The 22,383-nt window shown below is 37.1% G+C and carries 27 protein-coding genes and 1 other RNA gene; 18 read left to right on the top strand and 10 right to left on the bottom strand.

Annotated elements, in window-relative coordinates:
* The 4 genes from B9N62_RS04585 to rnpB all read left to right on the top strand — a co-directional run bounded on the left by B9N62_RS04585 (position 1) and on the right by rnpB (position 3,122).
* The gene (locus B9N62_RS04585) at positions 1-822 is read left to right on the top strand and encodes a thiamine-phosphate kinase (RefSeq protein ID WP_087584578.1); all 822 of its coding nucleotides are present in this window, start codon (positions 1-3) and stop codon (positions 820-822) included.
* Entirely contained in the window at positions 800-1,924 is a 1,125-nt protein-coding gene (truD, locus tag B9N62_RS04580) for a tRNA pseudouridine(13) synthase TruD (RefSeq protein ID WP_087584577.1), read from the top strand. Before B9N62_RS04585 ends, truD begins: the two co-directional genes overlap by 23 nt.
* A 68-nt stretch (positions 1,925-1,992) precedes the next feature.
* Positions 1,993-2,610, top strand: coding sequence for a Type 1 glutamine amidotransferase-like domain-containing protein (locus B9N62_RS04575; RefSeq protein ID WP_087584576.1), 618 nt, complete (start codon positions 1,993-1,995; stop codon positions 2,608-2,610).
* A 185-nt stretch (positions 2,611-2,795) separates the two neighbouring features.
* An RNA gene (rnpB, locus tag B9N62_RS04570) (RNase P RNA component class A) lies at positions 2,796-3,122 on the top strand.
* Between the two features lie 14 nt (positions 3,123-3,136).
* On the opposite strand, the gene B9N62_RS04565 is transcribed toward rnpB, so the two are convergent.
* Genes B9N62_RS04565 through B9N62_RS04550 form a run of 4 tightly spaced genes read right to left on the bottom strand, consistent with a single transcriptional unit; the run spans position 3,137 to position 5,896 of the window.
* On the bottom strand, positions 3,137-3,364 hold the full coding sequence (locus B9N62_RS04565) for a hypothetical protein (RefSeq protein ID WP_087584575.1): 228 nt from the start codon (positions 3,362-3,364) through the stop codon (positions 3,137-3,139).
* Positions 3,357-3,728, bottom strand: a complete 372-nt coding sequence (gene fliS / locus B9N62_RS04560; RefSeq protein WP_087584574.1) for a flagellar export chaperone FliS — start codon at positions 3,726-3,728, stop codon at positions 3,357-3,359. The genes B9N62_RS04565 and fliS overlap by 8 nt, the downstream gene beginning before the upstream one ends.
* A gap of 9 nt (positions 3,729-3,737) precedes the next feature.
* On the bottom strand, positions 3,738-5,498 hold the full coding sequence (gene fliD, locus B9N62_RS04555; protein WP_087584573.1) for a flagellar filament capping protein FliD: 1,761 nt from the start codon (positions 5,496-5,498) through the stop codon (positions 3,738-3,740).
* A gap of 2 nt (positions 5,499-5,500) precedes the next feature.
* On the bottom strand, positions 5,501-5,896 hold the full coding sequence (locus B9N62_RS04550) for a FlaG family protein (protein ID WP_087584572.1): 396 nt from the start codon (positions 5,894-5,896) through the stop codon (positions 5,501-5,503).
* 120 nt (positions 5,897-6,016) lie between these two features.
* Between B9N62_RS04550 and B9N62_RS04545 the strand changes: the two genes are divergently transcribed.
* The 14 genes from B9N62_RS04545 to B9N62_RS04480 all read left to right on the top strand — a co-directional run bounded on the left by B9N62_RS04545 (position 6,017) and on the right by B9N62_RS04480 (position 17,495).
* Positions 6,017-6,361, top strand: coding sequence for an ornithine carbamoyltransferase (locus tag B9N62_RS04545; protein ID WP_087584571.1), 345 nt, complete (start codon positions 6,017-6,019; stop codon positions 6,359-6,361).
* The gene (gene rsmD / locus B9N62_RS04540) at positions 6,358-6,924 is read left to right on the top strand and encodes a 16S rRNA (guanine(966)-N(2))-methyltransferase RsmD (RefSeq protein WP_087584570.1); all 567 of its coding nucleotides are present in this window, start codon (positions 6,358-6,360) and stop codon (positions 6,922-6,924) included. The genes B9N62_RS04545 and rsmD overlap by 4 nt, the downstream gene beginning before the upstream one ends.
* A gap of 64 nt (positions 6,925-6,988) precedes the next feature.
* A complete protein-coding gene (locus B9N62_RS04535) occupies positions 6,989-8,041 on the top strand; it encodes a flagellar basal body P-ring protein FlgI (protein ID WP_087584569.1) in 1,053 nt (350 codons plus the stop codon).
* Positions 8,041-8,340 (top strand): rod-binding protein, encoded by a 300-nt coding sequence (locus B9N62_RS04530; RefSeq protein WP_054196705.1) that lies wholly within the window; start codon positions 8,041-8,043, stop codon positions 8,338-8,340. Before B9N62_RS04535 ends, B9N62_RS04530 begins: the two co-directional genes overlap by 1 nt.
* A gap of 58 nt (positions 8,341-8,398) precedes the next feature.
* Positions 8,399-8,602 (top strand): flagellar biosynthesis anti-sigma factor FlgM, encoded by a 204-nt coding sequence (locus B9N62_RS04525; protein ID WP_072594307.1) that lies wholly within the window; start codon positions 8,399-8,401, stop codon positions 8,600-8,602.
* A gap of 13 nt (positions 8,603-8,615) precedes the next feature.
* On the top strand, positions 8,616-9,047 hold the full coding sequence (flgN, locus tag B9N62_RS04520; RefSeq protein WP_021091397.1) for a flagellar export chaperone FlgN: 432 nt from the start codon (positions 8,616-8,618) through the stop codon (positions 9,045-9,047).
* Positions 9,048-9,050: 3 nt separating this feature from the next.
* Complete coding sequence (flgK, locus tag B9N62_RS04515) at positions 9,051-10,922, top strand: flagellar hook-associated protein FlgK (protein ID WP_087580149.1); 1,872 nt, start codon at positions 9,051-9,053, stop codon at positions 10,920-10,922.
* Entirely contained in the window at positions 10,919-11,686 is a 768-nt protein-coding gene (locus B9N62_RS04510; protein ID WP_087584568.1) for a TIGR02757 family protein, read from the top strand. The genes flgK and B9N62_RS04510 overlap by 4 nt, the downstream gene beginning before the upstream one ends.
* Positions 11,687-11,752: 66 nt before the next feature.
* On the top strand, positions 11,753-12,289 hold the full coding sequence (locus B9N62_RS04505) for a superoxide dismutase family protein (RefSeq protein WP_021091394.1): 537 nt from the start codon (positions 11,753-11,755) through the stop codon (positions 12,287-12,289).
* A gap of 154 nt (positions 12,290-12,443) precedes the next feature.
* Positions 12,444-13,205 carry a TSUP family transporter gene (locus B9N62_RS04500; protein WP_087584567.1) on the top strand — a complete coding sequence of 254 codons (762 nt, stop codon included), beginning with the start codon at positions 12,444-12,446 and terminating at the stop codon, positions 13,203-13,205.
* A 65-nt stretch (positions 13,206-13,270) separates the two neighbouring features.
* Positions 13,271-13,954, top strand: coding sequence for a F0F1 ATP synthase subunit A (locus tag B9N62_RS04495; protein WP_087584566.1), 684 nt, complete (start codon positions 13,271-13,273; stop codon positions 13,952-13,954).
* Positions 13,955-14,118: 164 nt separating this feature from the next.
* Positions 14,119-15,540 carry an Asp-tRNA(Asn)/Glu-tRNA(Gln) amidotransferase subunit GatB gene (gene gatB, locus B9N62_RS04490; RefSeq protein ID WP_087584565.1) on the top strand — a complete coding sequence of 474 codons (1,422 nt, stop codon included), beginning with the start codon at positions 14,119-14,121 and terminating at the stop codon, positions 15,538-15,540.
* A gap of 12 nt (positions 15,541-15,552) precedes the next feature.
* A complete protein-coding gene (locus B9N62_RS04485) occupies positions 15,553-16,443 on the top strand; it encodes an NAD(P)H-dependent glycerol-3-phosphate dehydrogenase (RefSeq protein WP_087584564.1) in 891 nt (296 codons plus the stop codon).
* Entirely contained in the window at positions 16,440-17,495 is a 1,056-nt protein-coding gene (locus tag B9N62_RS04480) for a glycoside hydrolase family 3 protein (protein ID WP_087584563.1), read from the top strand. The genes B9N62_RS04485 and B9N62_RS04480 overlap by 4 nt, the downstream gene beginning before the upstream one ends.
* A gap of 16 nt (positions 17,496-17,511) precedes the next feature.
* On the opposite strand, the gene B9N62_RS04475 is transcribed toward B9N62_RS04480, so the two are convergent.
* From B9N62_RS04475 to rarD (B9N62_RS04450), 6 genes are read right to left on the bottom strand one after another with little or no spacing between them, the layout of a single operon-like run.
* The gene (locus B9N62_RS04475; RefSeq protein ID WP_257640182.1) at positions 17,512-18,213 is read right to left on the bottom strand and encodes an McrC family protein; all 702 of its coding nucleotides are present in this window, start codon (positions 18,211-18,213) and stop codon (positions 17,512-17,514) included.
* A gap of 4 nt (positions 18,214-18,217) precedes the next feature.
* On the bottom strand, positions 18,218-18,706 hold the full coding sequence (locus tag B9N62_RS04470) for a 5-methylcytosine restriction system specificity protein McrC (protein ID WP_087584561.1): 489 nt from the start codon (positions 18,704-18,706) through the stop codon (positions 18,218-18,220).
* Between the two features lie 16 nt (positions 18,707-18,722).
* Positions 18,723-20,096, bottom strand: coding sequence for an McrB family protein (locus tag B9N62_RS04465; protein WP_087584560.1), 1,374 nt, complete (start codon positions 20,094-20,096; stop codon positions 18,723-18,725).
* A 47-nt stretch (positions 20,097-20,143) separates the two neighbouring features.
* Positions 20,144-20,596, bottom strand: a complete 453-nt coding sequence (locus B9N62_RS04460) for an aryl-sulfate sulfotransferase (protein WP_087584559.1) — start codon at positions 20,594-20,596, stop codon at positions 20,144-20,146.
* A complete protein-coding gene (gene rarD, locus B9N62_RS04455) occupies positions 20,589-21,443 on the bottom strand; it encodes an EamA family transporter RarD (RefSeq protein ID WP_257640181.1) in 855 nt (284 codons plus the stop codon). The genes B9N62_RS04460 and rarD (B9N62_RS04455) overlap by 8 nt, the downstream gene beginning before the upstream one ends.
* 16 nt (positions 21,444-21,459) lie before the next feature.
* Positions 21,460-22,347, bottom strand: coding sequence for an EamA family transporter RarD (gene rarD, locus B9N62_RS04450; protein WP_021091407.1), 888 nt, complete (start codon positions 22,345-22,347; stop codon positions 21,460-21,462).
* Between the last annotated feature and the right edge of the window lie 36 nt (positions 22,348-22,383).

Here is a 22,383-nt window from a genome sequence, read left to right as displayed (position 1 = left end):
ATGGATAAAGAAAATTTCACGATTGAATGCTTTGGTAACGCTTATATTGGCGATGATGCGGCTGTGCTTGGCAAGCAGGTCTTTAGCAAGGACATCTTTGCTGAAAATTCGCACTTTAAGCATGGCTGGCTAAGCCTTGAAGAGATCGGCTACAAGGCGATGATCATAAATTTTTCAGATACGATCGTGATGAATGCTAGGCCAAAATTTGCGCTTCTTGGACTTAGCTTGCCAAAGAATTTTTCACTACAGCAAATCAAAGAGCTAAGTGGCGGCATAAACAGAGCTTGCGAGGAGTTTGGTGTAAAGATAATCGGTGGCGATACGATAAGTAGCAAAATTTTAAATATAAGCGTTAGTGTAATTGGCGAGCTAAATGGCAAAGCTGTGCTTAGGAAAAATGCAAAATACGGCGATCTGGTAGCTTTTACTGGCGAGCTTGGAGGCAGCCAAAAAGGGCTAAATTCGCTTCTAAGGCTAGCTAAAATTTCAAAAAACTCACGATTTAAAAAGCCTATTTTAAGAGATAAATTTTTCTATAAAGCAGCTCATCTTATAAACTCCTCTATGGATATCTCAGATGGGCTAAATGCCGATCTTGCTAAGCTTTTAAAGGCTAGCAAAAAGGGCGCTAAATTTACAAAAAAACTAAGCAGATCCGAGCTTAGTAGCGGCGAGGAATACGAGGTTTTATTTACCTTTAATCCTAAAAATTTAAATGCCATTAAAAGGATTGCCGCAAAAACACGGACAAAGATTAGCGTCTTTGCAAAAATTTCAAATAAAAGGTTAAAACAAAATGCAAGAAACCACCACTTTTAAGCCACTTTATGCACTCACTCATGCACCCATAGAGGCCTATTTTTCTAAAAATTCAGATGATTTTGTCGTGCGCGAGATCCCACTTTATGAGTTTAGCGGTGATGGCGAGCACTTGATCGTTGAAATTTCTAAAAAAGATATGACGACAAGCGATGCTTTGCATGTTCTTAGTGAGGTAACTGGAGCTAAAATGCGCGACTTTGGTTATGCTGGACTAAAGGACAAGCAGGGCATGACGACTCAGTTTATCTCAATGCCACGCAAATTTGAGAGCATACTTGCAAACTTTAGCCATGAAAAGATGAACATTTTAAGCCTTAACGTGCACAAAAATAAGCTTCGAATAGGACATCTAAAGGGAAATAGCTTTTTTATTCGCCTTAAAAAGGTACTACCAAATAATGCCAAAAAGCTAGAGCAAGCATTTATTAGTATTGATAAAATAGGCTATGCTAACTACTTTGGCTACCAGCGTTTTGGTAAATTTGGGGACAATGCTGAAACTGGGCTTGAGCTACTTAAAAATGGAACGATAAACGGCAAAAAGAGTAAAAATGTAAAGCTAAACGACTTTTTGATCTCGGCATATCAAAGTGATCTTTTTAACCGCTGGCTTAGCAAGCGCGTGGAGATTTCGAGGTTTGCGCAGGATTTTAGCCTCTCTGAGCTAGCTCAAATTTACCCGTATTTTGATAATGCGATTTTGAAAAATTTAAAATCACAAAAGAGATTTTTTAAGCTGATAGAGGGCGAAGTTTTGGGTCACTACCCGCACGGCAAGTGCTTTTTGTGCGAGGATTTGGATGCGGAGGGCGCGCGCTTTGACGCTAGAGATATCACTAGCTGCGGGCTGATCGTGGGCGCGAAGGCGTATGAGGCGCAGAGTGCGGCGAGGGCAGTAGAGGATCAAATTTTCGCGCAGGCAAATGAATATAAAGCCAAAATGACGGGATCTAGGCGCTTTGCGTGGTGCTATTTGGAGGATGCGAGCTACAAATACAACGAGGAAAAGGCGCACTTTACGATAAATTTCACGCTGCAAAAAGGCAGCTACGCGACGGTGGTGCTAGAGGAAATTTTGCACAAAAATATCTTTGATTAAGATGTTTTTGTGCCTATTTTGGTAACATAATGCATCTAGAGGCATTTAAATTTTAAAAGGCTTTAAAAATGGAAAATATTTTTCTTTGTTCTTATTTTGCGGAGGTTGCAAGCAAGATCAATGAACTGGTAAAATTTAGTGGCAAGAAAGTTGCTTTTATCGACACGGCAGCAAAATTTGAAGAAGTAAATTTTTATGTAGGTGAAGCGGTAGAAATTTTAGAAAATTTTGGTGCAAAACTGACTCGTATTGATCTTTCTTGCACTCAAGATTTGGCTGCACAAATTTCTGAATGCGACGAGTTTTTTGTTGCAGATGATATTTTGAACACGATTAATGAGTGCGATATCATTTATATAAGCGGCGGAAATACATTTTATCTTCTTAGTGAGTTACGAAAGTCGCATGCTGCACAAGCCATCAAAGATGCAGTTCAAGCAGGGAAAATTTATATTGGCGAGTCAGCAGGTGCGGTCGTAGCGGCACCAGATACAAGATATGCTACGCTAATGGATGAAAATAGCGTAAACGTGAGTGATTTTACAGGCTTAAATTTGGTGGATTTTTTCATAGTGCCACACTTTGGTTGCGAACCTTTTATAGAAGCTACACGCGAGACAATGAAAAAATTTGGCAATTCTTGTGATTTGCGTCCTATAAATAATGCTGAATTTATTTCACTTTGAGATAAAAATTTATGCTATCTTTGATAAAACATACGCCAAATATTTGCTCAAAGCATTTTCCCTACAGAATCGCTTTTTGTCTGCAAATTTGCCTTATAAATAAACAAAATAATTAAAACGCGTAAAGTTAAAATCTAAGGCTTTTTAAGGCTCGAAATTTAAGCCAAAACCGCTATAATTTTATCTTGGCACGGTAAGCGGTCGCTTTTGCACCACGCAAAAGAGGAAAGTCCGAGCTGCGATAAGACAAGGTTCCATCTAACGGATGGCTAGGGAAACCTAAGGGATAGTGTAACAGAAAGTAGACTTCCGCTTTGGCGGTAAAGGTGAAACGGCGGAGTAAAAGCCCACCGGCACGCTTGGTAACTTGCGTGGCCATATAAACCCAACCTGCAGCAAGAAGGGATGGTTTTGGTCTTATATTAAAACCCTTCGCTAGAGCTTGTTTGTAAAAGCAAGCGTAGATAAATGATCGCTCAAGACAGAACTCGGCTTAACGCCGTGCCTTTAAATTTATGAAAATTGATTAGTTTGTTACGTATTTTTGAGCTTTTTGTAGCTTTATAAGCTCATTTTGGATGTGCGAAGACTTGTTTTTTAAAAGATCTATTGCACCGCCAATTAGTGCTTGTGCTTCTTGCGCTAGAGCTAGGCTTGTAAACATATCTTCACTAAAATTTTCTGACAAAGCAGCTATCTTGCTCGTGTCTTCGTTTATCAATGCTAATTTAAATTCATTGATCCAGCTATTCATCTGAAGTTACCTCTCTCCATGCTTCTGATAATTGTTTTACGACATTGGTTACTTCGTTTAAGGCTGCGATATCATTTTGTATATTTGCCATAGCAAGAAGCTGCATCTGTCTTGTATAAAGGCCGCTAAGATAATGGGCTACGTCGCCTTGAGAATAATCAAGCGAATTTAAAAGCTCAACAAAAATAGCGTTTGTCCTATTTATATAATAAACTTTTTTCTCTATATCTCCAGCTTCTATCGCCTTTTTTGTACGAAATATAAATTTTAAAATTCCGTCATAAAGCATTTCTATTAATTTAGTTGGGGACTCAATGCCCCCAAAACTAGACTGTGCGTATGCACTATATGCACTTTGATTCATCTTTCTCTCTTATTTTCTGCTATTTATCTCTGCATCGATCATTGATTTTAGTGTCGAGAACTGATTTTCTAAGCTTGCGATGATAGCGTTATACTTGATAAAACGCTCTTGCATTGTTGTATATTTTTCATCTAAAAGCTTTTGCGTGCTCTCTTTATTTTTTGTGATCGACTCATTTTCGTCTTTTAACTGATTTTGCATAGCAACCATCGTACCACTTTTACCAACGACACCATCAAGCATTTTAGCTAGCTTTGTAAATAGCCCATCTGTCTTTTTGGTTACTGGATTTATAGTAGCTTCATTCATGCCTAGAGCTGTTAAGGCTGAATTTTTACCTTTTACCTCGATATTTTCGCCATCGCTTCTTTTTAAGACGATTCTTTTGCCACTTTTATCAAGACTAGCTGTAACCCCAGTTATGCCAGCGTCATTTATAGCTTGTTGAAGTTTTAGTGCGTTCTCTTCGGCTGTGGCTGTGGCAGTAGTTGAGAACGTAACTGACTTGCCGTTTATCGTAAGATCACCAGCTTTTATATCTAGTGCTCCAGCACTAATAGTCGATGCTCCCATATAGCTTATCGGCTCGATCTTGCTTGATCCCATGAAAAATTTCTGAATCTCTTCAGGATCTTTGCTAAGAGCTGCATTTAGTTTATTTAGATCAAGCTGAAGCTGTCCGTCTTTATCAGGCACTATGCCATATTTGCTTAATGCTTTGCCTTCGCTATCTTGTCCATTTACAAGACGACCAATGTTTGATCTTAAGCTTGAAATTTCGCTAACGCCTTGGAAAGTGCCAGCTCCTTTCTCTTCGTCATATTTTGTAGCTATGCCAAGGTTCATGGTCATTAGGTTGTAGTCTTTGATAAATTCTTCAACCGCTTTTATTACCTCTTTTGTATCCTGAGAGACGCTTACGTTTGTTTTACCAGTTTCATTTAATGTAATAGAAATTCCCGGCCTTAAGTCGTTGAAGGTGTTTTTGCTTCTTTTTACATTTACTCCGTTATATGTAAATTCTGCATCTTGTGCCTTTAAAATTCTATTCTTTTCAAAATTTGATGTCATCTTTGGTGTGCCATCAGGATTTGTTAGTAGAGTGCCATTTGCATCTTTATCTTGAAACTGCGTACTATCCCAGCCAAGCTTATCTAAAACACCAGCCGTATCATTTGAAAATTTAATAGTCTGTGTAGCACCAGTGTTGCCTGATTGAAGCATGATTTGATTTGGCTTATCTCCGCCAACATTTAAAATTCTAGCTTGTAATTTACCGCCACTAATATCATTTATCTTGTCTACAATATCTTGATATGTGGTTGATCTAGTTACGCTAATAGAAAATTTTTGTCCATCGATCTCAACATCAAAAGAGCCGTTGCTTGTCGCACCTACTAAGTTTGAAGCGTTTTTGAAATTTGAGCTTTGAAATGTATCTTTTTGAGCAAGTTTTTGCACATCGATACTAAAATTTTGTACGCTAACACCATTTGACGCTGAGGCTGTTACGCTTTTTCCAGCGTTATTTGTAGTTCTTTTTAGATAAAGTGCCTCTCCGCCAAGTGTTTTGCCACTTACATTTACGTTGCTAACTAGAGTTTTTAGCGCTGCAAGGTCTTTTTGCTTTAGATCATTTCTTTCTAGTCTTTTTGTTAAAGGCTTGATCTGTCCTGCCTCATCTGCTTCTTTTAATTTCTTGATAAGATCATCATTTAGTCCGCTATTTTTTGTACCTAAGCCTAAATTTGTTACGTTACCTACTGCCATTTTTAACTCTCCTTGTCAAAAAGTATTCCGATGCTTTCCTTGAAATACTCACTTATTCTTATAGCTTCTTTGCTTGGAAGTTGTGTTATCTCTTCGCCAGTTTTAGCATCTTTTACTTGCACAACCATTAAATTTAGCTTCTCGTTGTAAGCAAATCTTACATTAGTATCGAGCTGCTGCATTTGATAGTTTAGCTTGTCAGTGACCTCTCTTGTTCTTTTGGCAAGCTCTTCGTTGCTAAGTCCGTCTAGCTCGTTAATGTCTTTTGTTTCGTTATTTTTATCAGCACTTAATTTAACATCAGAATGCTCGATAGGTCTGCTATCTATTTGACGCTGAGCAGATGTGCTCATGCTCGTATCTAGTACCTGATTTGCTGCTGCCTTAAAGATTTCCATAGTTTTACTCCTTAAAACTTACGTTAGCTTCTACATCGGTAAAATTTTAAAATCCTTTAGTGTTTATATAAATTTTTGATTATTTAGGCTAAAATCGAGCAAAAATTTATAGGAAGAGATATGAAAATTTCATTTGAGTGCGAGTGTATTTTGCTTCAAAAGACACTGTTGCTTTTTTGTGGAAATTTAGCTGCTCATCATAAGGATTGTGATTTTGTAGTGAGTGACCGCGAGATTGCGACAAAAAAACCACTATTTATAATAGGTAAAAATGCTCATCTTTCTCATCCTTTTACCAAAATGGCACTTCTTGATACGCTTGAAGAATTTTACTCAGCTATGCAAATTTCAAAAGCAAATGAGCTAAATGAAGCTAAAAATGAAAAGGGCTTAGAAGAGAAAATTTCACTTTTGATAGATAAATTTAAAGATGATCTGCTTGAAATTTTAAGGGTAAATCAGTGAAGCTTTACACTAAAATCTCAAGTGGTAAATTTAAAGGCAAAAGACTTGAGCTCCCGAGTCTAAGCACAACTAGAAGCACAAAAAGTATCGTAAAAGAGTCTTTTTTTAACGTCATTAGAGATGAAATTTACTCGCTTACATTTATGGAGGGCTTTGGTGGAAGCGGTGTAATGGCATGTGAGGCCGTTAGCAATGGAGCGCGTGAAGCTATTGCTATCGAAAAAGATAGAGCCGCTTTTAAGATCACACAGAGTAATCTTGCCAGTCTTGAAGCCACAAATTTAAAAGCGATAAATGGTGATACCTTTTCCGTCTTGCCTGATCTTGTAAATTCTCAAAGTGGTAAGGTATTGCTTTATCTTGATCCGCCATTTGATATAAGGGCTGGTTTTGATGATATCTATGAAAAGCTTGTAAATTTGATCTCACAGCTAAAAAAAGAGAAAATTTACATGATAGTTTTTGAGCACAACAGCGACTTTAAATTTAGCGATGAAATTTCTACATATAAGCTTGTAAAATTTAAAAAATTTGGAGCTACTTCGCTCTCTTACTTCCAATAATTTATAAAAATTTGGAACATCTTTTGCTTTAAAAACCTAAAATAGCTAAATTTTAGGAAAAAATATGAAAAAATTTTTATCTTTTGTAGCAGCTTCAGTGATAGCTACTTCAGCCTTTGCTACGCAGATAAAAGAGCTTGCAAACATCGTTGGCGTAAGGGATAACCAGCTAATAGGCTACGGCCTTGTGGTTGGGCTAAATGGCACAGGTGATGGCTCAACGTCAAAATTTACGATACAGTCTCTATCAAACATGCTTCAAGGCGTAAACGTAAAGATAAACCCAGATGATATCAAGTCAAAAAACGCAGCTGCTGTTATGGTAACAGCTAAGCTTCCTGCATTTGCGAGACATGGCGACAAGCTTGACGTCGTGATCTCATCTATTGGCGATGCAAAAAGTTTGCAAGGTGGCACTCTTCTCATGACACCACTAAAAGGTGTTGATGGTGATATTTACGCTTTGGCTCAAGGTGCTTTAAGTATCGGTGGTAAAAGTGTGGGCAGATCAGGTGGCAACCACCCAACCGTTGGCTCTATCCTAAATGGAGCTTTGGTTGAGCGAGAAGTTACTTATGACATTTACAATCAAGATAGCATAAGACTAAGCCTAAAAGATACAAATTTTAAAACCGCTCTTGATATCCAAAATGCTATAAATGCAAATATCTCTGATGATGCTGCAAAGGCGATCGATCCAAGAACGGTTATCGTTAAAAAGCCAGATGATGTTAGCATTATCGAGCTTGCAAGCGCTGTGCTTGATCTTGATGTAGAGTATAAGCCAGATGAAAAGATAGTGGTGGATGAGAGAACTGGCACGATAGTAAGTGGCATAAATGCCGTAGTTAGCCCAGTTGTCTTAACGCATGGTGCAATCACAATAAAAATAGAGCCAAATAGCTACGATGAAGCAGCGCAAAACGATGTAAATATAGGAAGTGATACGTCTGTCGTACCTAGTCAAAATTTACTTAAAATTTCAGGTGAAAAAACAACCGTTGCAAATGTAACAAGAGCGCTAAATAAGCTTGGGGCAACACCAAGTGATATCATATCGATACTTGAAAATTTAAAGCGAGTTGGTGCGATACAAGTTGATTTGGAGATAATATAATGCAAATAGATAACACATTAGCACTAAATTCATACAATGAAATTTCTACAAATAAGATAAAAAATGCAAATGCTAAACAAGATGCACTTTTAAAAGAGCAAACTGATGCATTTGAGGCATACATGGTAAAGGCTGTGCTTGATATTGCTTTAAAAGAAGATGAGCACAACTCGCTATATCCAAAGGCTGCTGGTAGCGACATTTATAGGTCTATGTATAACGATGCTATGAGCAAAGCATTGAGCGGAAATCTTGGTTTTTCAGAACTTTTGTACGATTTTTTAAAGAGAGACTCTTAAGTAAATTTATATTCTGCCGATGTAGTGATATAAATATTTTATTTTAAGAGGTATGAATATGATAAGGCCTTTGAATCAAAGACCAAATTTTCAGGCAAATACGCTAAATAAAAATAGCGATGCCAAGGTCGAAACTCAGAGTAAAGAAGTAAGAACAAACGAAAACGCAAAGCTAAAAGAGATAGCTGATGCCATAGCAAATGGCACTTATCAGGTTGATATATCAAAAACGGCTAGGGCTGTGGCTGATGCGTTGCTGTAATTAAGGAATTTAAATGATAAAAAAGCTTTTGGACGAGGCTATAGGTGAGCTTGATGAGCTTATAAATTTAACCATACAAGACATCGCAAATATAAAAGAGGCTAAACACTCAAGTGTTGATGAGAGTGTAAAGAAAAAAAATGCCTTAGTTCGTGCATTTGAAGATACAAAAAGAGCACTAGATAAAGAGCTTTTAAAGGTATCAAAAGAGAGCGGTACGACTACACTTGCTAGTGTTTTAGACGATGAAGTGAAGTCAAAGCTTGTTCTTATGCGTTCAAAGCTTGAAAATTTACATAAAGTAAATAAAGAATATGCAAGACATGTTGTTGCTGTTAAAGAATTTTTTGACTCACTTAATGAAAAAATTTTTGGCACTAAAGCAAGCGAATACGGCCAAGATGGAAATAGCATAGATAATAATTTTTATAAATCAAGGGTTTAAAAAATGGCTAATATTTTTATGTCATTAGGCACGGGTGTTTCAGGGCTAAATGCGGCCCAACTTCAAATAAGTACAACCGGAAATAATATCGCAAACGCCGATAGCAACTACTATACAAGGCAGCGTGTTGTCCAATCTGCATCTCCAGCGATGAATACAGTCCCTGGCGGAGTTGGCACAGGCACACAAGTAGATACTATAACAAGGCTTCATGATGAGTTTGCCTACTCAAGACTAAAATATTCATCGTCAAATTTAGAAAATACGGCCTATAAACAAAGAATTTTGCAAGAAGCTACAAAATATTTTCCTGATCTAAAAGATAATGGAATGGTGAAGGACATTCAGGAGTATTTTTCTGCGTGGAATAACTTTGCTTCAAACCCTAATGCAGGTGCTCAGAAAGTAAATTTGATAAATAAAGCAAGTGTATTGACTGCAAGCATCAACCGCTCGTCAAAGATGCTTTATGATATGCATGAAAAGATCGATGAAACGATAAAAATAAATATAAAAGAGATAAATTCGCTAGGTAGACAAATAGCAAATATTAATAAGCAAATCCAAAGAATAGAATCGGGTGCGGACGCTGGTATAAAAATAAATGCAAATGATCTTCGTGATAAGCGTGATGAGCTTGAGCTTGCGATGTCAAAGCTGGTAAATACAGCAGTTTATAAAAGCGATCTAAAGAGCAATTCTAGGGTAGATACAGGAATAACAGATCAAGGAAAATACTACAATCTAAATATTGGCGGTGTAAGTATCGTTGATGGTGTAAATTTTCATGAAATTTCTATGAGTTCAACTGAAAGTGGACGATATACAAAAATTTATTATGAAAGAGAAGATGGCAGAAGAATCCCAATGGAAGAAAAGATCACAGGCGGTAAAATCGGAGCTGCACTTGATCTTAGGGGCCGAAACTACGAGCCAGATAATGATAAATTTAGTGATGGAACGATCCAAAAATACATTGATAATCTAAATACATTTAGTAAAACCTTAATAACAAGTACAAATAATATCTATGCCGAATCCGCAGTTGAAATTTCTAACTCAGATCCGATAAGTTATTTAGAAGGCGATAAGACATTGATGAACCATGATAATAGTATAAGAAACGGAAGTTTTGAAGCTATTGTTTATGATAACAAAGGCAATGTCGTGGCCAGAAAAACTATAAATGTAAATGGTACGACGACGATGAATGATACAAGATATGGCAACTCTATCGTCAAAGACTTTAACTCAAACTCAGATGACAATAAAGATAATAATATGCTAAATGACGTTGATGACTTTTTTGAGGCGTCATATTTTTATGATAAAAATACTAAAAAAGGCACATTTTCTCTCATTCCAAAACAAGCTCAAGGGCTTTATAGCATATCGATAGTCGATCACGGTACAAATTTTCCAGGCGCTGTTGGCATAAATAGATTTTTTTCAGGTACTGACTCAAATAGTATCGGCATAAATCAAAATTTTACCCAAGACCACACAAAGCTTCGTGCCTACTCAAAGCCAGTTATCGGAAATAATGAAGTTGCAAATAAAATGATCCAGCTTCAGTATCAAAAGCAGACCTTTTACTCAAGTGGTATAGCGCTTGATAGAGATGAGACGATCGAGGGATATTACCGCTATCTTACGACTGACATGGCGAGTGATACAGAGGCAAATAATACGATCCATGATACAAATACATCTTTACAAAAGACAGCTGAAGAGGAATTTCAATCAACAAGTGGCGTAGATACGAACGAAGAGCTTACAAATTTGATCCGCTTTCAAGCAAGTTACGGCGCAGCGGCAAAGATCATCACGACAGTTGATCAAATGCTTGACACGCTTCTTTCACTAAAACAATGAGCGAGTTAAAGAGCCTTTTAGACTCGCACGTACTTAGTAAAAATACAAATTTGGGGCTGTTTGAAGCCCCAGATCCACTTCAGGTAGCCACTAAATTTAAAGAGCCAAACATAGCACTCATTTGTGCTTTATTTGCTTATGGCAACGCAAAAATGATAGTGAAATTTCTAAATTCGCTTGATTTTGGTTTGCTTGATGAGAGTGAGCAAAATATCAAGAAAAATTTATCAAATTTCAAATACCGCTTTCAAAATGAAAATGATGTGAGAGAAATTTTTATTACTCTCTCACGCCTTAAAAAAGAGGGTGACATAGAGGAAATTTTACGCCATGGTCTTGCAAAAAATGGTGAGATGATAGAGGGCGTAAATGAGCTTATTAAATTTATTTACGGGCTAAATTCTTACCACTCGGACGGATATGAGTTTTTCTTTGGCAAGAGCTTTAGTAAAGAGCCACAAAGCCCATATAAACGCTATAATATGTATCTTCGCTGGATGGTTAGAGATAGCGACATCGACCTTGGGCTATTTAAAAACTTACCAAAAGATAGGCTTTTGATGCCGCTTGATGTTCATACGCATAGAGTTTCTTTAAATTTAGGACTTATAAACAGAAAGAGCTACGATTTCAAAGCAGTCATGGATCTTACAAAAAAACTTAGAGAATTTGACGAGCTAGACCCGATAAAATACGACTTCGCGCTTTATAGAATAGGGCAGAGTAAAGAGTTAGAAACTATCATAAAAAATCTCAAAAAATAAAAATTATTGCTAAATTTTTAAATTTAGGGTAGACTTGCCATACAATTTTATCCATAAGGAGCTTGTATGAAAAAAATCGTTTTACTAAGTGCAGTTCTAGGAACTTTGCTTTTTGCTCACGAAGGTCATCACTTTGATGCAAAAGCTGGAGAGCATCTAGTTATACCTGTTAATGAACTAAGCGAGAAGGGCGATAAGAGTGTCGGCGAAGTAGTAGCTGTTAAGACAAACTACGGCGTTGCATTTTTTCCAAATTTAAAAGGACTTACTGCAGGACTACACGGATTTCACATCCATGAAAATGCTGACTGTGGTGCGACTGAAAAAGGCCTTGGTATGAAAGCAGGCGGTCACTGGGATCCAGCTGGCACAAAGATGCACTCTTTTGCATGGGACGACAAGGGTCACAAAGGCGATTTGCCAGCACTTTATGTAGATGCTGAGGGCAATGCGAACTATCCAGTGCTAGCTCCAAAGATAAAAAGTCTTGACGAGCTAAAAGGTCACTCATTAATGGTTCATGTTGGTGGTGATAATCACAGCGACAACCCAAAAGCACTTGGTGGCGGTGGCGCTAGAATGCTTTGTGGCGTTATTAAGTAATCACTTTAACAAACGAGTCTTTGAGTTAGATCCAAAGGCTCGTTTAAATTTATAAATTTCAAAAATCTCTCATTTCAAATATAAAAATTTTACAAAAAGATAAGTACAAATAAAATACAATCTGCTTTTATTTCAATTATCAAAAGAGTAAAAAATGGATTTTGATCTACTTAGCTATGTCGTTTTTTTTGTAGCTGCGTTTTTAGGTGGTTTTATCGATTCTATCGCTGGTGGAGGTGGGCTTATAACGCTTCCAGCTATTATGGCGATGGGCGTGCCACCACACCTTGCACTTGGTACAAATAAGCTTCAAGGTGTCTTTGGTAGCTTTACAGCGACTCTAAATTTCACGAAACGGGGATTAATTAATTATAAAGAGTGCTTTGTAGGTATCATCTTTACTTTTATTGGAGCTATCATCGGAGCGGTGGTTATCCTATTTTTAAATACAAATTTTTTAAAGATAATTATCCCATTTTTACTGATTGCTATTTTTATCTATACGCTTTTTATGCCAAAAGTCGGCGAAAATGATAGAGCTGCAAAGATGAATGAAAAGCTATTTTATGTAGTTTTTGGACTAATGCTTGGCTTTTATGATGGTTTTTTTGGTCCAGGAACAGGCTCTTTTTGGACATTTGCGATAGTGGCATTAATTGGGCTAAATTTAAAAAAGGCTGTTGCTCATACGAAACTCTTAAATTTTACTAGCAATATCGTTGCTCTTGGCATTTTTATAGCTGGCGGACAGATGCTTTGGGTTGTTGGACTTTTGATGGCAGTTGGTCAAATTTTAGGCGCATATTTTGGATCAAATCTTGTCATTAAAAAAGAGGTAAAATTTATTAGAACAATGTTTCTAGTGGTAGTTGCAGTGACTATTTGTAAATTGATTTTCGATTATTTCAGAGTTTAAAATTAAAAATGTTTTAACAATAATTTTGTTACAATCACGCAAAATTCTAAATCCAAGGTAAATTAATGAAAGATTTGTTTCTATTTTCAAATTTCCTAAATAGCTCCCACGCCTTTATCTATGCGTTTCACTTTCTGCTTGTAGCTTTGATTGTTATCATAGTTGCTTATATAGCAAGGAGTAAGATGCAGCTTGTACCAAGAGGTCTTCAAAATATAGTTGAAGCTTATTTGGAAGGCGTTATATCGATGGGAAGAGATACTTTAGGCAGTGAAAAACTAGCTAGGAAATATCTTCCACTTGTTGCAACTATCGGTTTTATCGTATTTTTTTCAAATGTTGTAGGTATTATTCCTGGATTTGAGTCACCAACATCAAGTCTAAATTTAACTCTAGTTTTGGCTTTAGTTGTATTTGCTTATTACAACTTTGAGGGCATTAGAGAAAATGGATTTTTTAAATACTTTGGACACTTTATGGGACCGAATAAATTTCTAGCTCCGATAATGTTTCCAGTCGAAGTTATCTCGCATCTTTCACGTGTAGTTTCGCTATCATTTCGTCTTTTTGGTAATATCAAGGGAGATGATTTGTTCTTGCTAGCGATGCTTACACTTGCACCTTGGTTTGCTCCTCTTCCAGCTTTTGCACTTCTAACTCTTATGGCTGTTTTGCAAACATTTATTTTCATGATGCTAACTTACGTTTATCTAGCTGGTGCTGTTGCTATTAGTGAGCACGAGCATTAAAATTTAAAGCCATATTTTTATATGGCTTTTTCCTTTTTAAAACTCTTTAAATTCCTAAGTCACATTCTTTATTTTTCCAGTCAAAACGCTCATTTTTAGATATTTTAAAAGAAAGTATCGCTAAAATATGCCTTAAAAATTTGTATAAATTTAAAGGTAAAAATATGTTTGAAGTCGTTATCGGTTTAGAAGTTCACACTCAGCTTAATACAAAAACTAAAATTTTCTGCTCTTGCTCGACTAGCTTTGGCGACGAGGCAAATACTCACGTTTGTCCGACCTGCTTAGCTTTACCTGGAGCGCTACCTGTGCTAAACAAAGAGGCAGTCAAAAAAGCGATCAGCTTTGGCACAGCGATAAATGCTAAGATAAATAAAAAGTCAGTCTTTAATAGAAAAAACTACTTCTATCCTGATCTTCCAAAGGCATATCAAATTTCCCAGTTTGAGATCCCTATCGTAGAAGGTGGCGAGCTAATAATCGACGTAAATGGTACTAAAAAACGCATCGGTGTAACAAGAGCACACCTTGAAGAGGACGCTGGAAAGAATATCCACGAAGAAACCGAGAGTCTGGTTGATCTAAATAGAGCTGGCACGCCGCTTCTTGAGATAGTTAGTGAGCCAGATCTTAGAAGCAGTGATGAGGCGGTGGCTTATCTTAAAAAATTGCACTCGATCCTTCGCTTTTTAAACATCAGCGACGCAAATATGCAGGAAGGTAGCTTTCGCTGCGATGCAAACGTCTCTATCCGTCCAAAAGGCGATACCAAGCTTTATACAAGAGTTGAGATAAAAAATCTAAACTCATTTAAATTTATCCAAAAAGCTATCGACTACGAAGTAGAGCGTCAAAGTACAGCTTGGGAAGATGGCAAATACGACCAAGAGGTCTATCAAGAGACAAGACTGTTTGACACGACAAATTTGGTGACAAGATCGATGCGCGGTAAAGAGGATAGCGCAGAGTATAGGTATTTCCCTGACCCTGACTTGCTGTCAGTTGAGATCCCAGAAGAGATGTATAACGAAGCGATAAAAATTCCAGAGCTTGCCGAGCAAAAGGTCGCAAGATATGTTAGCGAGCTAGGCGTAAAAGAGAGTGATGCGCTAAATTTAACTCAAAGCGTTGAGATGGCTAGATATTTTGAAGAGCTGATCGCTGCTGGAATTCAGCCAAAACTTGCTACTACTTGGCTTATAGTCGAGCTTCTTGGCCGCTTAAATAACGGCGTAACGATCGAGACAAGCCCAGTTAGTAGTACCAAGATGATAAATTTACTAAAACGCATAGAAGATGGCACGATAAGTGGCAAGGCTGCAAAAGAGGTGCTAGATTACCTAATGGAAAATGACGCGGACGTCGATAGTGTCATCGAAAAGCTTGGCTTAAAACAAGTGAGCGACGACTCAGCTATTATTGCGATCATAGATCAAATTTTAGCCGCAAATGCTGATAAGGTAGAAGAGTATAAAAACGGCAAAGATAAGATGTTTGGCTTCTTTGTGGGTCAGGTGATGAAAGAGGGCAAGGGTGCCTTTAATCCAGGTAAGGTCAATGAGCTTTTAAAGGCCAAAATAGGCTAAAAAAGGGCTAAAATGAGCATAGCAGTCATCGGAGCTGGCAAGTGGGGTAGTGCGCTATTTCACGCTTTTAGTGAAAATAACGAGTGCGTCATCAGTTCAAGAACACCAAGAGAGATGCCAAATTTTGTAAGCTTAGAAGAGGCTTTGGAATGCGAATATCTAGTCTGCACGATCCCAACACAAGCTACAAATTTATGGCTAAAGCAAAACTACAAAAACAAAGGTCAAAAGATCTTAGTTGCTAGCAAGGGCATAGACACGGCAAATCTTAAATTTTTAAATGAAATTTATGAAGACTTTGTTGATATAGAAAATTTGGCCTTTCTTTCAGGACCGACCTTTGCAAAAGAGATCATGCAAAAGCTGCCTTGCGCCCTGGTGGTAAATTCTAAAAATGAAAATTTAGCTTTAAAATTTGCTTCATTTTTTCCAAGCTACATGAAAGCCTACACCTCAGATGATGTGATCGGAGCTGAAGTCTGTGGGGCGTATAAAAACGTGATCGCCATAGCTGGCGGTATCTGTGACGGCCTTGGCCTTGGTAACAACGCAAGAGCAAGTCTCATTTCACGTGGGCTTGTCGAGATGGCTAGATTTGGCAAATTTTTTGGCGCAAAAGATGAGACATTTATGGGGCTAAGCGGCGCAGGAGATCTTTTTTTGACTGCCTCATCGATACTTTCACGCAACTACCGCGTAGGTCTTGGCATCGCAAGGCACGAGAGACTAGAGAAAATTTTAAATGAGCTTGGCGAAGTGGCCGAGGGCGTCGATACTGCAAGAGCCATTAGCAAGATCGCCAAAGAAAAGAGCATATATGTGCCGATTGCCAGTGAGGTTGAAAATATGCTAAATGGCAAAGATGTTTTTGAAAGCGTAAAATCGCTTTTGGGAAGAAGATGAGAGCTTTTAAATTTATATTTTTTGTGGCCATTTTTACTTTGGGGCTTAACGGCGCAGAAGTGAGCCTAAGAGCCAAAGTCTCGCAGATGATAATGGTTGGCTTTAACGGAGCTAGCACAAAAGATGCTGCATTTCGCGCGATGTTAAGCGACGCTGGGTACGAGAGATTTGGCGGTGTGATATTGCTTGGCAGAAACATAACCAGCAAAGCTCAGCTAAAAGCTAGCATAAAAGTGATCAAGGAGAAAAATCCTAAAATTTTCATCGCTATCGACGAAGAGGGCGGCAATGTGAGCCGTATGAAGGACAAGAGCTTTGATGGCCCATATCCTAGCGCATACGAGGTCGCAAGTACGCTTGATATCAAAAGCGCATATGATCTCTACTTGAAAATGGCTATAAATTTAAAAGAGTGTGGCATAAATTTAAATTTCGCTCCAGTAGTTGATCTGCACGATGAAAACTCGCCGATCATTGCTGCCAAGCAAAGAGCGTTTAGTGAGTATGCGAGTAAGGTGGTGATCTATGCTGACGCTTTTATGGATGCATTTAAAGAGCAGGGTGTGATAACTACGATCAAGCACTTTCCTGGGCATGGTAGCTCAAAAGAGGACTCGCATAAAAATAAGAGCGAGATCACGCTAAACAAAGATGCGCTACTACCATATAAAGACGCTATAAGCACAGGTAGGGCACAGATCATCATGGTTGGGCACCTTTTTGTAAAGGGTATAGACGAGGACAATCCAGCCACACTTTCTAAAAAAATAATAACCGATCTGCTTCGCAATGAGCTTAAATTTAATGGCGTGGTTATCAGCGATGATATGCTGATGAAAGGCGTTGGAGATGAAGTTTTAGCACAAAAGGTGGTGAAATTTATAAATGCTGGAGGCGATATCTTACTTTTTAGCGAGTTTAAGATAAATAACCAAAGAACGGCTGATCTAGTCGCTCAGATCATAATCGATGCTGTAAATGAGAAAAAGATCAGCAAAGAGCGAATCGACGCTTCATACAAGAGGATAATGGCTCTAAAAGCGAAGCTTTAAATTTGGCTTTTATAAATTAGGCTAGTAAATTTGCGTTATTTTCGTCTTTTTCAAGATCAAAATATAAAATTTTAAGCTGCATATCTTTTTCATATTCAAATTTCATAAACTCTTGTTTTATGCCGTCTATCTTTGGATATATTAGATAAAGTTTGCCACAATTATATTTTTTACCATAAGCATATAGCTGATATAGGTCAGCTTGTGAAATATCGTCTTTTGATTTGACGATCTTCCATTTTGTGTCAGCTATAAATTTGCTTTCTAAAAATATATCAGGCCTTAGTATAAAGCTCTTTGGATTTTCTACGAGGTGTTTTTCTGAGTGTTGCAATATAGTATATGGAAGCTTTTTCTTTATAAAATTTCCAACATAGCTTTCAAAGAGTGCATTCATATCAAATAGCAAGGCAAAGGCCACATCGTTACCTCTATACGGGCTAAACGACTTATTTTGTAAAAATATCTTGCTCCATAAAAGCGCTTGCTCATAGTGTTTTGTTTGGCGATTTAGTTTTAAACGGCTAAAGTCCGCGTTTATATCAGAGCTAGATGAAATTTCATCAAAAATAAATAAACATTCCCTAATAAGTCGTTGATTTTTGCTTGATTTTGAGCGCCTATATAAAAACTCGAGCGTACTTTTTATGAGGCGATTTTCGGCTCTATCTATGGAAAATTCCTGATAGCAAACGTAAAATCTCTCTTTATGGACGATATTTTTACGTATTTGCTCCGAGATTTTTAGTTTTCCTTTTAAAAATTTTTAGATTATCTTCCAGTTCCACATAGTCGCTTTTTATGCCTATTTTTATGAGTTTTGATACTTCGCCGAGAAACATTGATATAAAAATTTCAAGAAGCGGTAGATTCAAGCTTTTTAAATTCGCAATGTTTATATTTTTAAATGGATGGTTTTTTAAAGTTTTTAACATTCTCAGTAAAATTCTTTTAGAATTTTCTACCGCTTCTTTATTGCTGCCATTGTCGTTATCGTGGATCTTTGGAAGTATCTCAAGGCTATCGCCACTTTTTGTCTGGATGATACCGACGCAGTTTTGAGCTTGTAAAAAATCGCTCTTTTTGTCTCTGCCGGGCCTTAAAAATTCTACTGCGGCAAAATTTTCTCTAGTAAATGTATCTACTGCGTTAAATAGGTCTTGGTCGTCTTCCGGGCGAAATTTTTCAAACTCTATTAAGTATTTGGTCATTGCTTTGCGTTTTGTTTCATTCGTAAATTTTTATATAGTTTTCTGGTTCTTTAAAGGCTTCAAATTTTATCTCATATAAAATTTTATCAGTTTCGTATTCTTTGCCATCCAACACAAGCAATTTTCTATCTTTCTCTTTTTCTTTTATAAACCCATTATCTCCTAGTACCAGCCTTATCTTTTCCCAATCGTCGTAAAAATACTCTTGCAGTAGCGGTAAAATTTTGTTTTTAAAGATCGAGGCTAGCTCTTCTATATCAGCGCCATCTTTTAGTGACATAAAATAGGCATGACCTATCGTGTGGTCTCTGTCGTAAAGATATTCTATACGATCGTTTATCGTTTTTAGCATTTCATTGAGCTTTATGTCGGTGTCATCTCCGTTTTTAATTATCTTAATATCTTTTAGAGGTTCCGGTTGTGGCATCATCTCCACAAATTCAAACCTTCTCCTAAGGGCCGTATCCATAAGGGCTATGCTGCGATCTGCTGTATTCATCGTGCCTATTATGTATAAATTTGACGGCACTCCAAATTTCTCTTTTGAATATGGCAGCTTCACCATTATTTCGTCATCTGCTCCGAGTCTTTTTGATGGCTCTATAAGAGTTATGAGCTCACCAAAAATTTTAGATATATTTCCGCGGTTGATCTCGTCGATAAAGATGGCATATTTTGGTGTATCGTCATTAAAAAACTTTTGCCGTTCATCTTTTGGTAGATCGCAAAAATCCCTAAGTTTACCTTTGTATCCACTAAGAAGCAAAGCATTTTCGCAACACTGATAAAAAATTCCTTTTGATATCTCATAAGTTATATCGCCATCTTCGTTTTCGCTATCAAATACAGGCTTTATGCCCTCAACAAATTCCTCATATCCATAGCTTTGGTGAAATGTTATAAATTTTATTTGTCTACTTCGTATATATTCATCAAATTTATTTTTTAGATCATTTCTGTTTTCGCTTATATCAACTTTTCTTTCTTCTATTATCTCGATAGCTTTTGTCACTGTACTGTATGTCTTTCCAGTTCCTGGAGGGCCATATAAAATTTGATTTAGTGGAAAATTTACCTTAGCTTTTTGTTGTCCATTGTTTTCTATTGGCATTGTATATCCTTTGCCATTTTTAAATTCTATGTATTTGTTTACTGCAGAGTTATAATCGGTAAAACGTTTTTTAGTTTTTCCAGATTTTAAAAACTCTTCTTCTAAATATTTTGGGTTTTTACTTTTTGAGTTGTAATAATCAAAAATAGAGTAAACTTTATTTTCTTCTAAAAATCTAATAAAGCTTTTTAAAAAAGATTGATAGGATTGAGCGGAGTTTTTGCCTATTTCTTTTTCGCAGTAAGCCTTGAAATTTTCATAATCTATATATTCATTCATATTTATTCCTTTAAATTTAAAATTTTATAAAATGTTTAGAGCCACTCTCACAACCCATCAAATTCTCTCTTTAGCTCCTCTCTTAGCTCTTCAGCTCTATCTTCGCCGTCTTTGAAATTTGCCCTTACAAAGCCATCAAGTTCGTCCAAGATCGTAAAGAGTTCGCTCTCCCAGCTTAAATTCTCTTGCTTTGATAAAGTTTCTAATTTTTCTCTTATTTGCTCTAAGGCATCTAATGTTTTATCCTTCTCAGACTCACTATTTAGCGTATCTTCAAATAAAATATCTTGCCTTAAGGCGTTTATCTTTTTAAATATTACATTGCAAAATTTTGGATATTTCTCAGCATTGCTTAAATTTTCTAAAACCTCTTGCGTAGCCTTTTGATAAGCTGGCACCGCCCCTTCATCGTCTAGCTTTTTGGTTAGTTTTTGTATCTGAAAATATAAAATAAACGCCGCAAAGAACGCAAGCAGCAGATAAATCGTCACATTATTCATTTTTACTCCTTTTTCTAAATTTATCTATGCTAATTATCGCAAGTGCCAGCCAGATCATACAAAATGAGATGACCTTGTAGCCGTCTAAATTTTCGCCGTAAATGAAGACCGCACAAAGGATCGCGATGGTTGGTGAGATGTATTGCAAGTAGCCGATCGTTGTTAAATTTATCCTTGTTGCCGCTGCGTTAAAAGCGACAAGCGGCACGATGGTTACGATACTTGAGGCGATCATTAAAAGTGAGTCTTCGTTTAGTCCAAAGTGGCTTTTGCCTAAAAATGCTATATAAAGGACGTAAGCAAGTGCAAATGGGAACATAAAAAATGTCTCTATAAAAAGCCCGTTAAATGCGCTAATCTTTGCCATCTTTCTAACTGCTGCGTAAAATCCAAATGAAAGCGGCAAGATGATGGAAACTAATGGCAATCCACCTTGGGCATAAATTTGTACGCTAATAGCTAAAATGACTATACAAATGGCTAAAATTCCGCTTTTATTTAGCCTTTCTTTAAAGATGATAACACCAAGGAGCATGCTTATTAAGGGATTTATAAAATAGCCCAAACTTGTGTCTAAAATTTTTCCATTGCTAACCGCATAGACATAAACGCCCCAGTTTGTGGTAATAAATATGCCACTCAAAAATAGGATTTTTAGCGAACGAATATCTTTAAGTAAAGTAAAAATTTCGCCCATTTTGCCACTAAAATAAAGCACTCCAGCCATTAAGAAAAATGACCAAATGACTCTGTGAGCTAAAATTTCATAAGCATCGACATCTTTGCTAAAGAGGTTGAAATAAATCGCCAAAAACCCCCACATAAAAAAGGCGCTAAGCGCGAGAATAACGCCTTTTTGGCTCTCATTTAGTCTTGGTATTTTTGTCGCCTTTTATAGAATTTATACTATCTATCATCAAAAGTGTGACCGAGATGGCTAGGCAGATCATTAAAAAGTATGAGCTTTTCTCCAGTCTCTCTCCGATAGCAAATGAGACAAAAAGCATCATTATAGGCTCAAAATATGTAAGCAAACCTAGTACATTTATCGGCACGAGCGTGCTTGAGAGGATCTGGGCGATGAGGGCTATGCCGCTGATAGCACCAAGCAAGATGAGCAGATAGTAGATGTTTGGATTTTGGCTCATCACGTAGTTCATATCGGCTGTGAGCGCAAAATAAAATGAGAATAAAAACATAAAAATTATCTCTATAACAAAGCTTGAGAAATTTGCAAGGTTGTAGTACTTTCTAATGGCAAAATAGACTGGATAAAGGCAAAAAACTACAGCGCTCTCCCACGAGATGCCGCCGCTTAGTATAGCTGTGCTAAAGACGCCAAGGGCTGCAAAAAATATCGAGGCTAGCTTTGTTTTAGAGAGGTGCTCTTTAAAAAATATCCGTCCAAAAAGGACCATGACTATTGGCATGATGAGGTAGCCGATAGAGACTTTTAGCGCTGATCCGTTGCTTGGAGCCCAGAGATAGAGCCACATCTGAAATGAGACAATGAGCGAGGTAGCTAGTAAAACTAGTAAAATTTTAGGTTTTAGCTTTATTTTTAGAAGTAAAAATTTGAAATTTCGCTGCTGTTTTAACAAAAAAATGGCTGCGATGACAAAAGGCATGGCAAAGATCATGCGGTATCCAACAAGAGCTTGCGTGCTGATGGGGTTCATGAGCACCGACATGTAGTAGATGCAGTTAAACAAAACAGATGCCAAAAGCGAATAAAATATGCCTTTTATCATGAAAAAATTCTGCTCCTTTTTGGGTAAATTTAAAGT

The organism is Campylobacter concisus (assembly GCF_002165785.1).
GTDB lineage: Bacteria > Campylobacterota > Campylobacteria > Campylobacterales > Campylobacteraceae > Campylobacter_A > Campylobacter_A concisus_W.
This window is presented reverse-complemented; position numbering and strand designations above follow the sequence as displayed.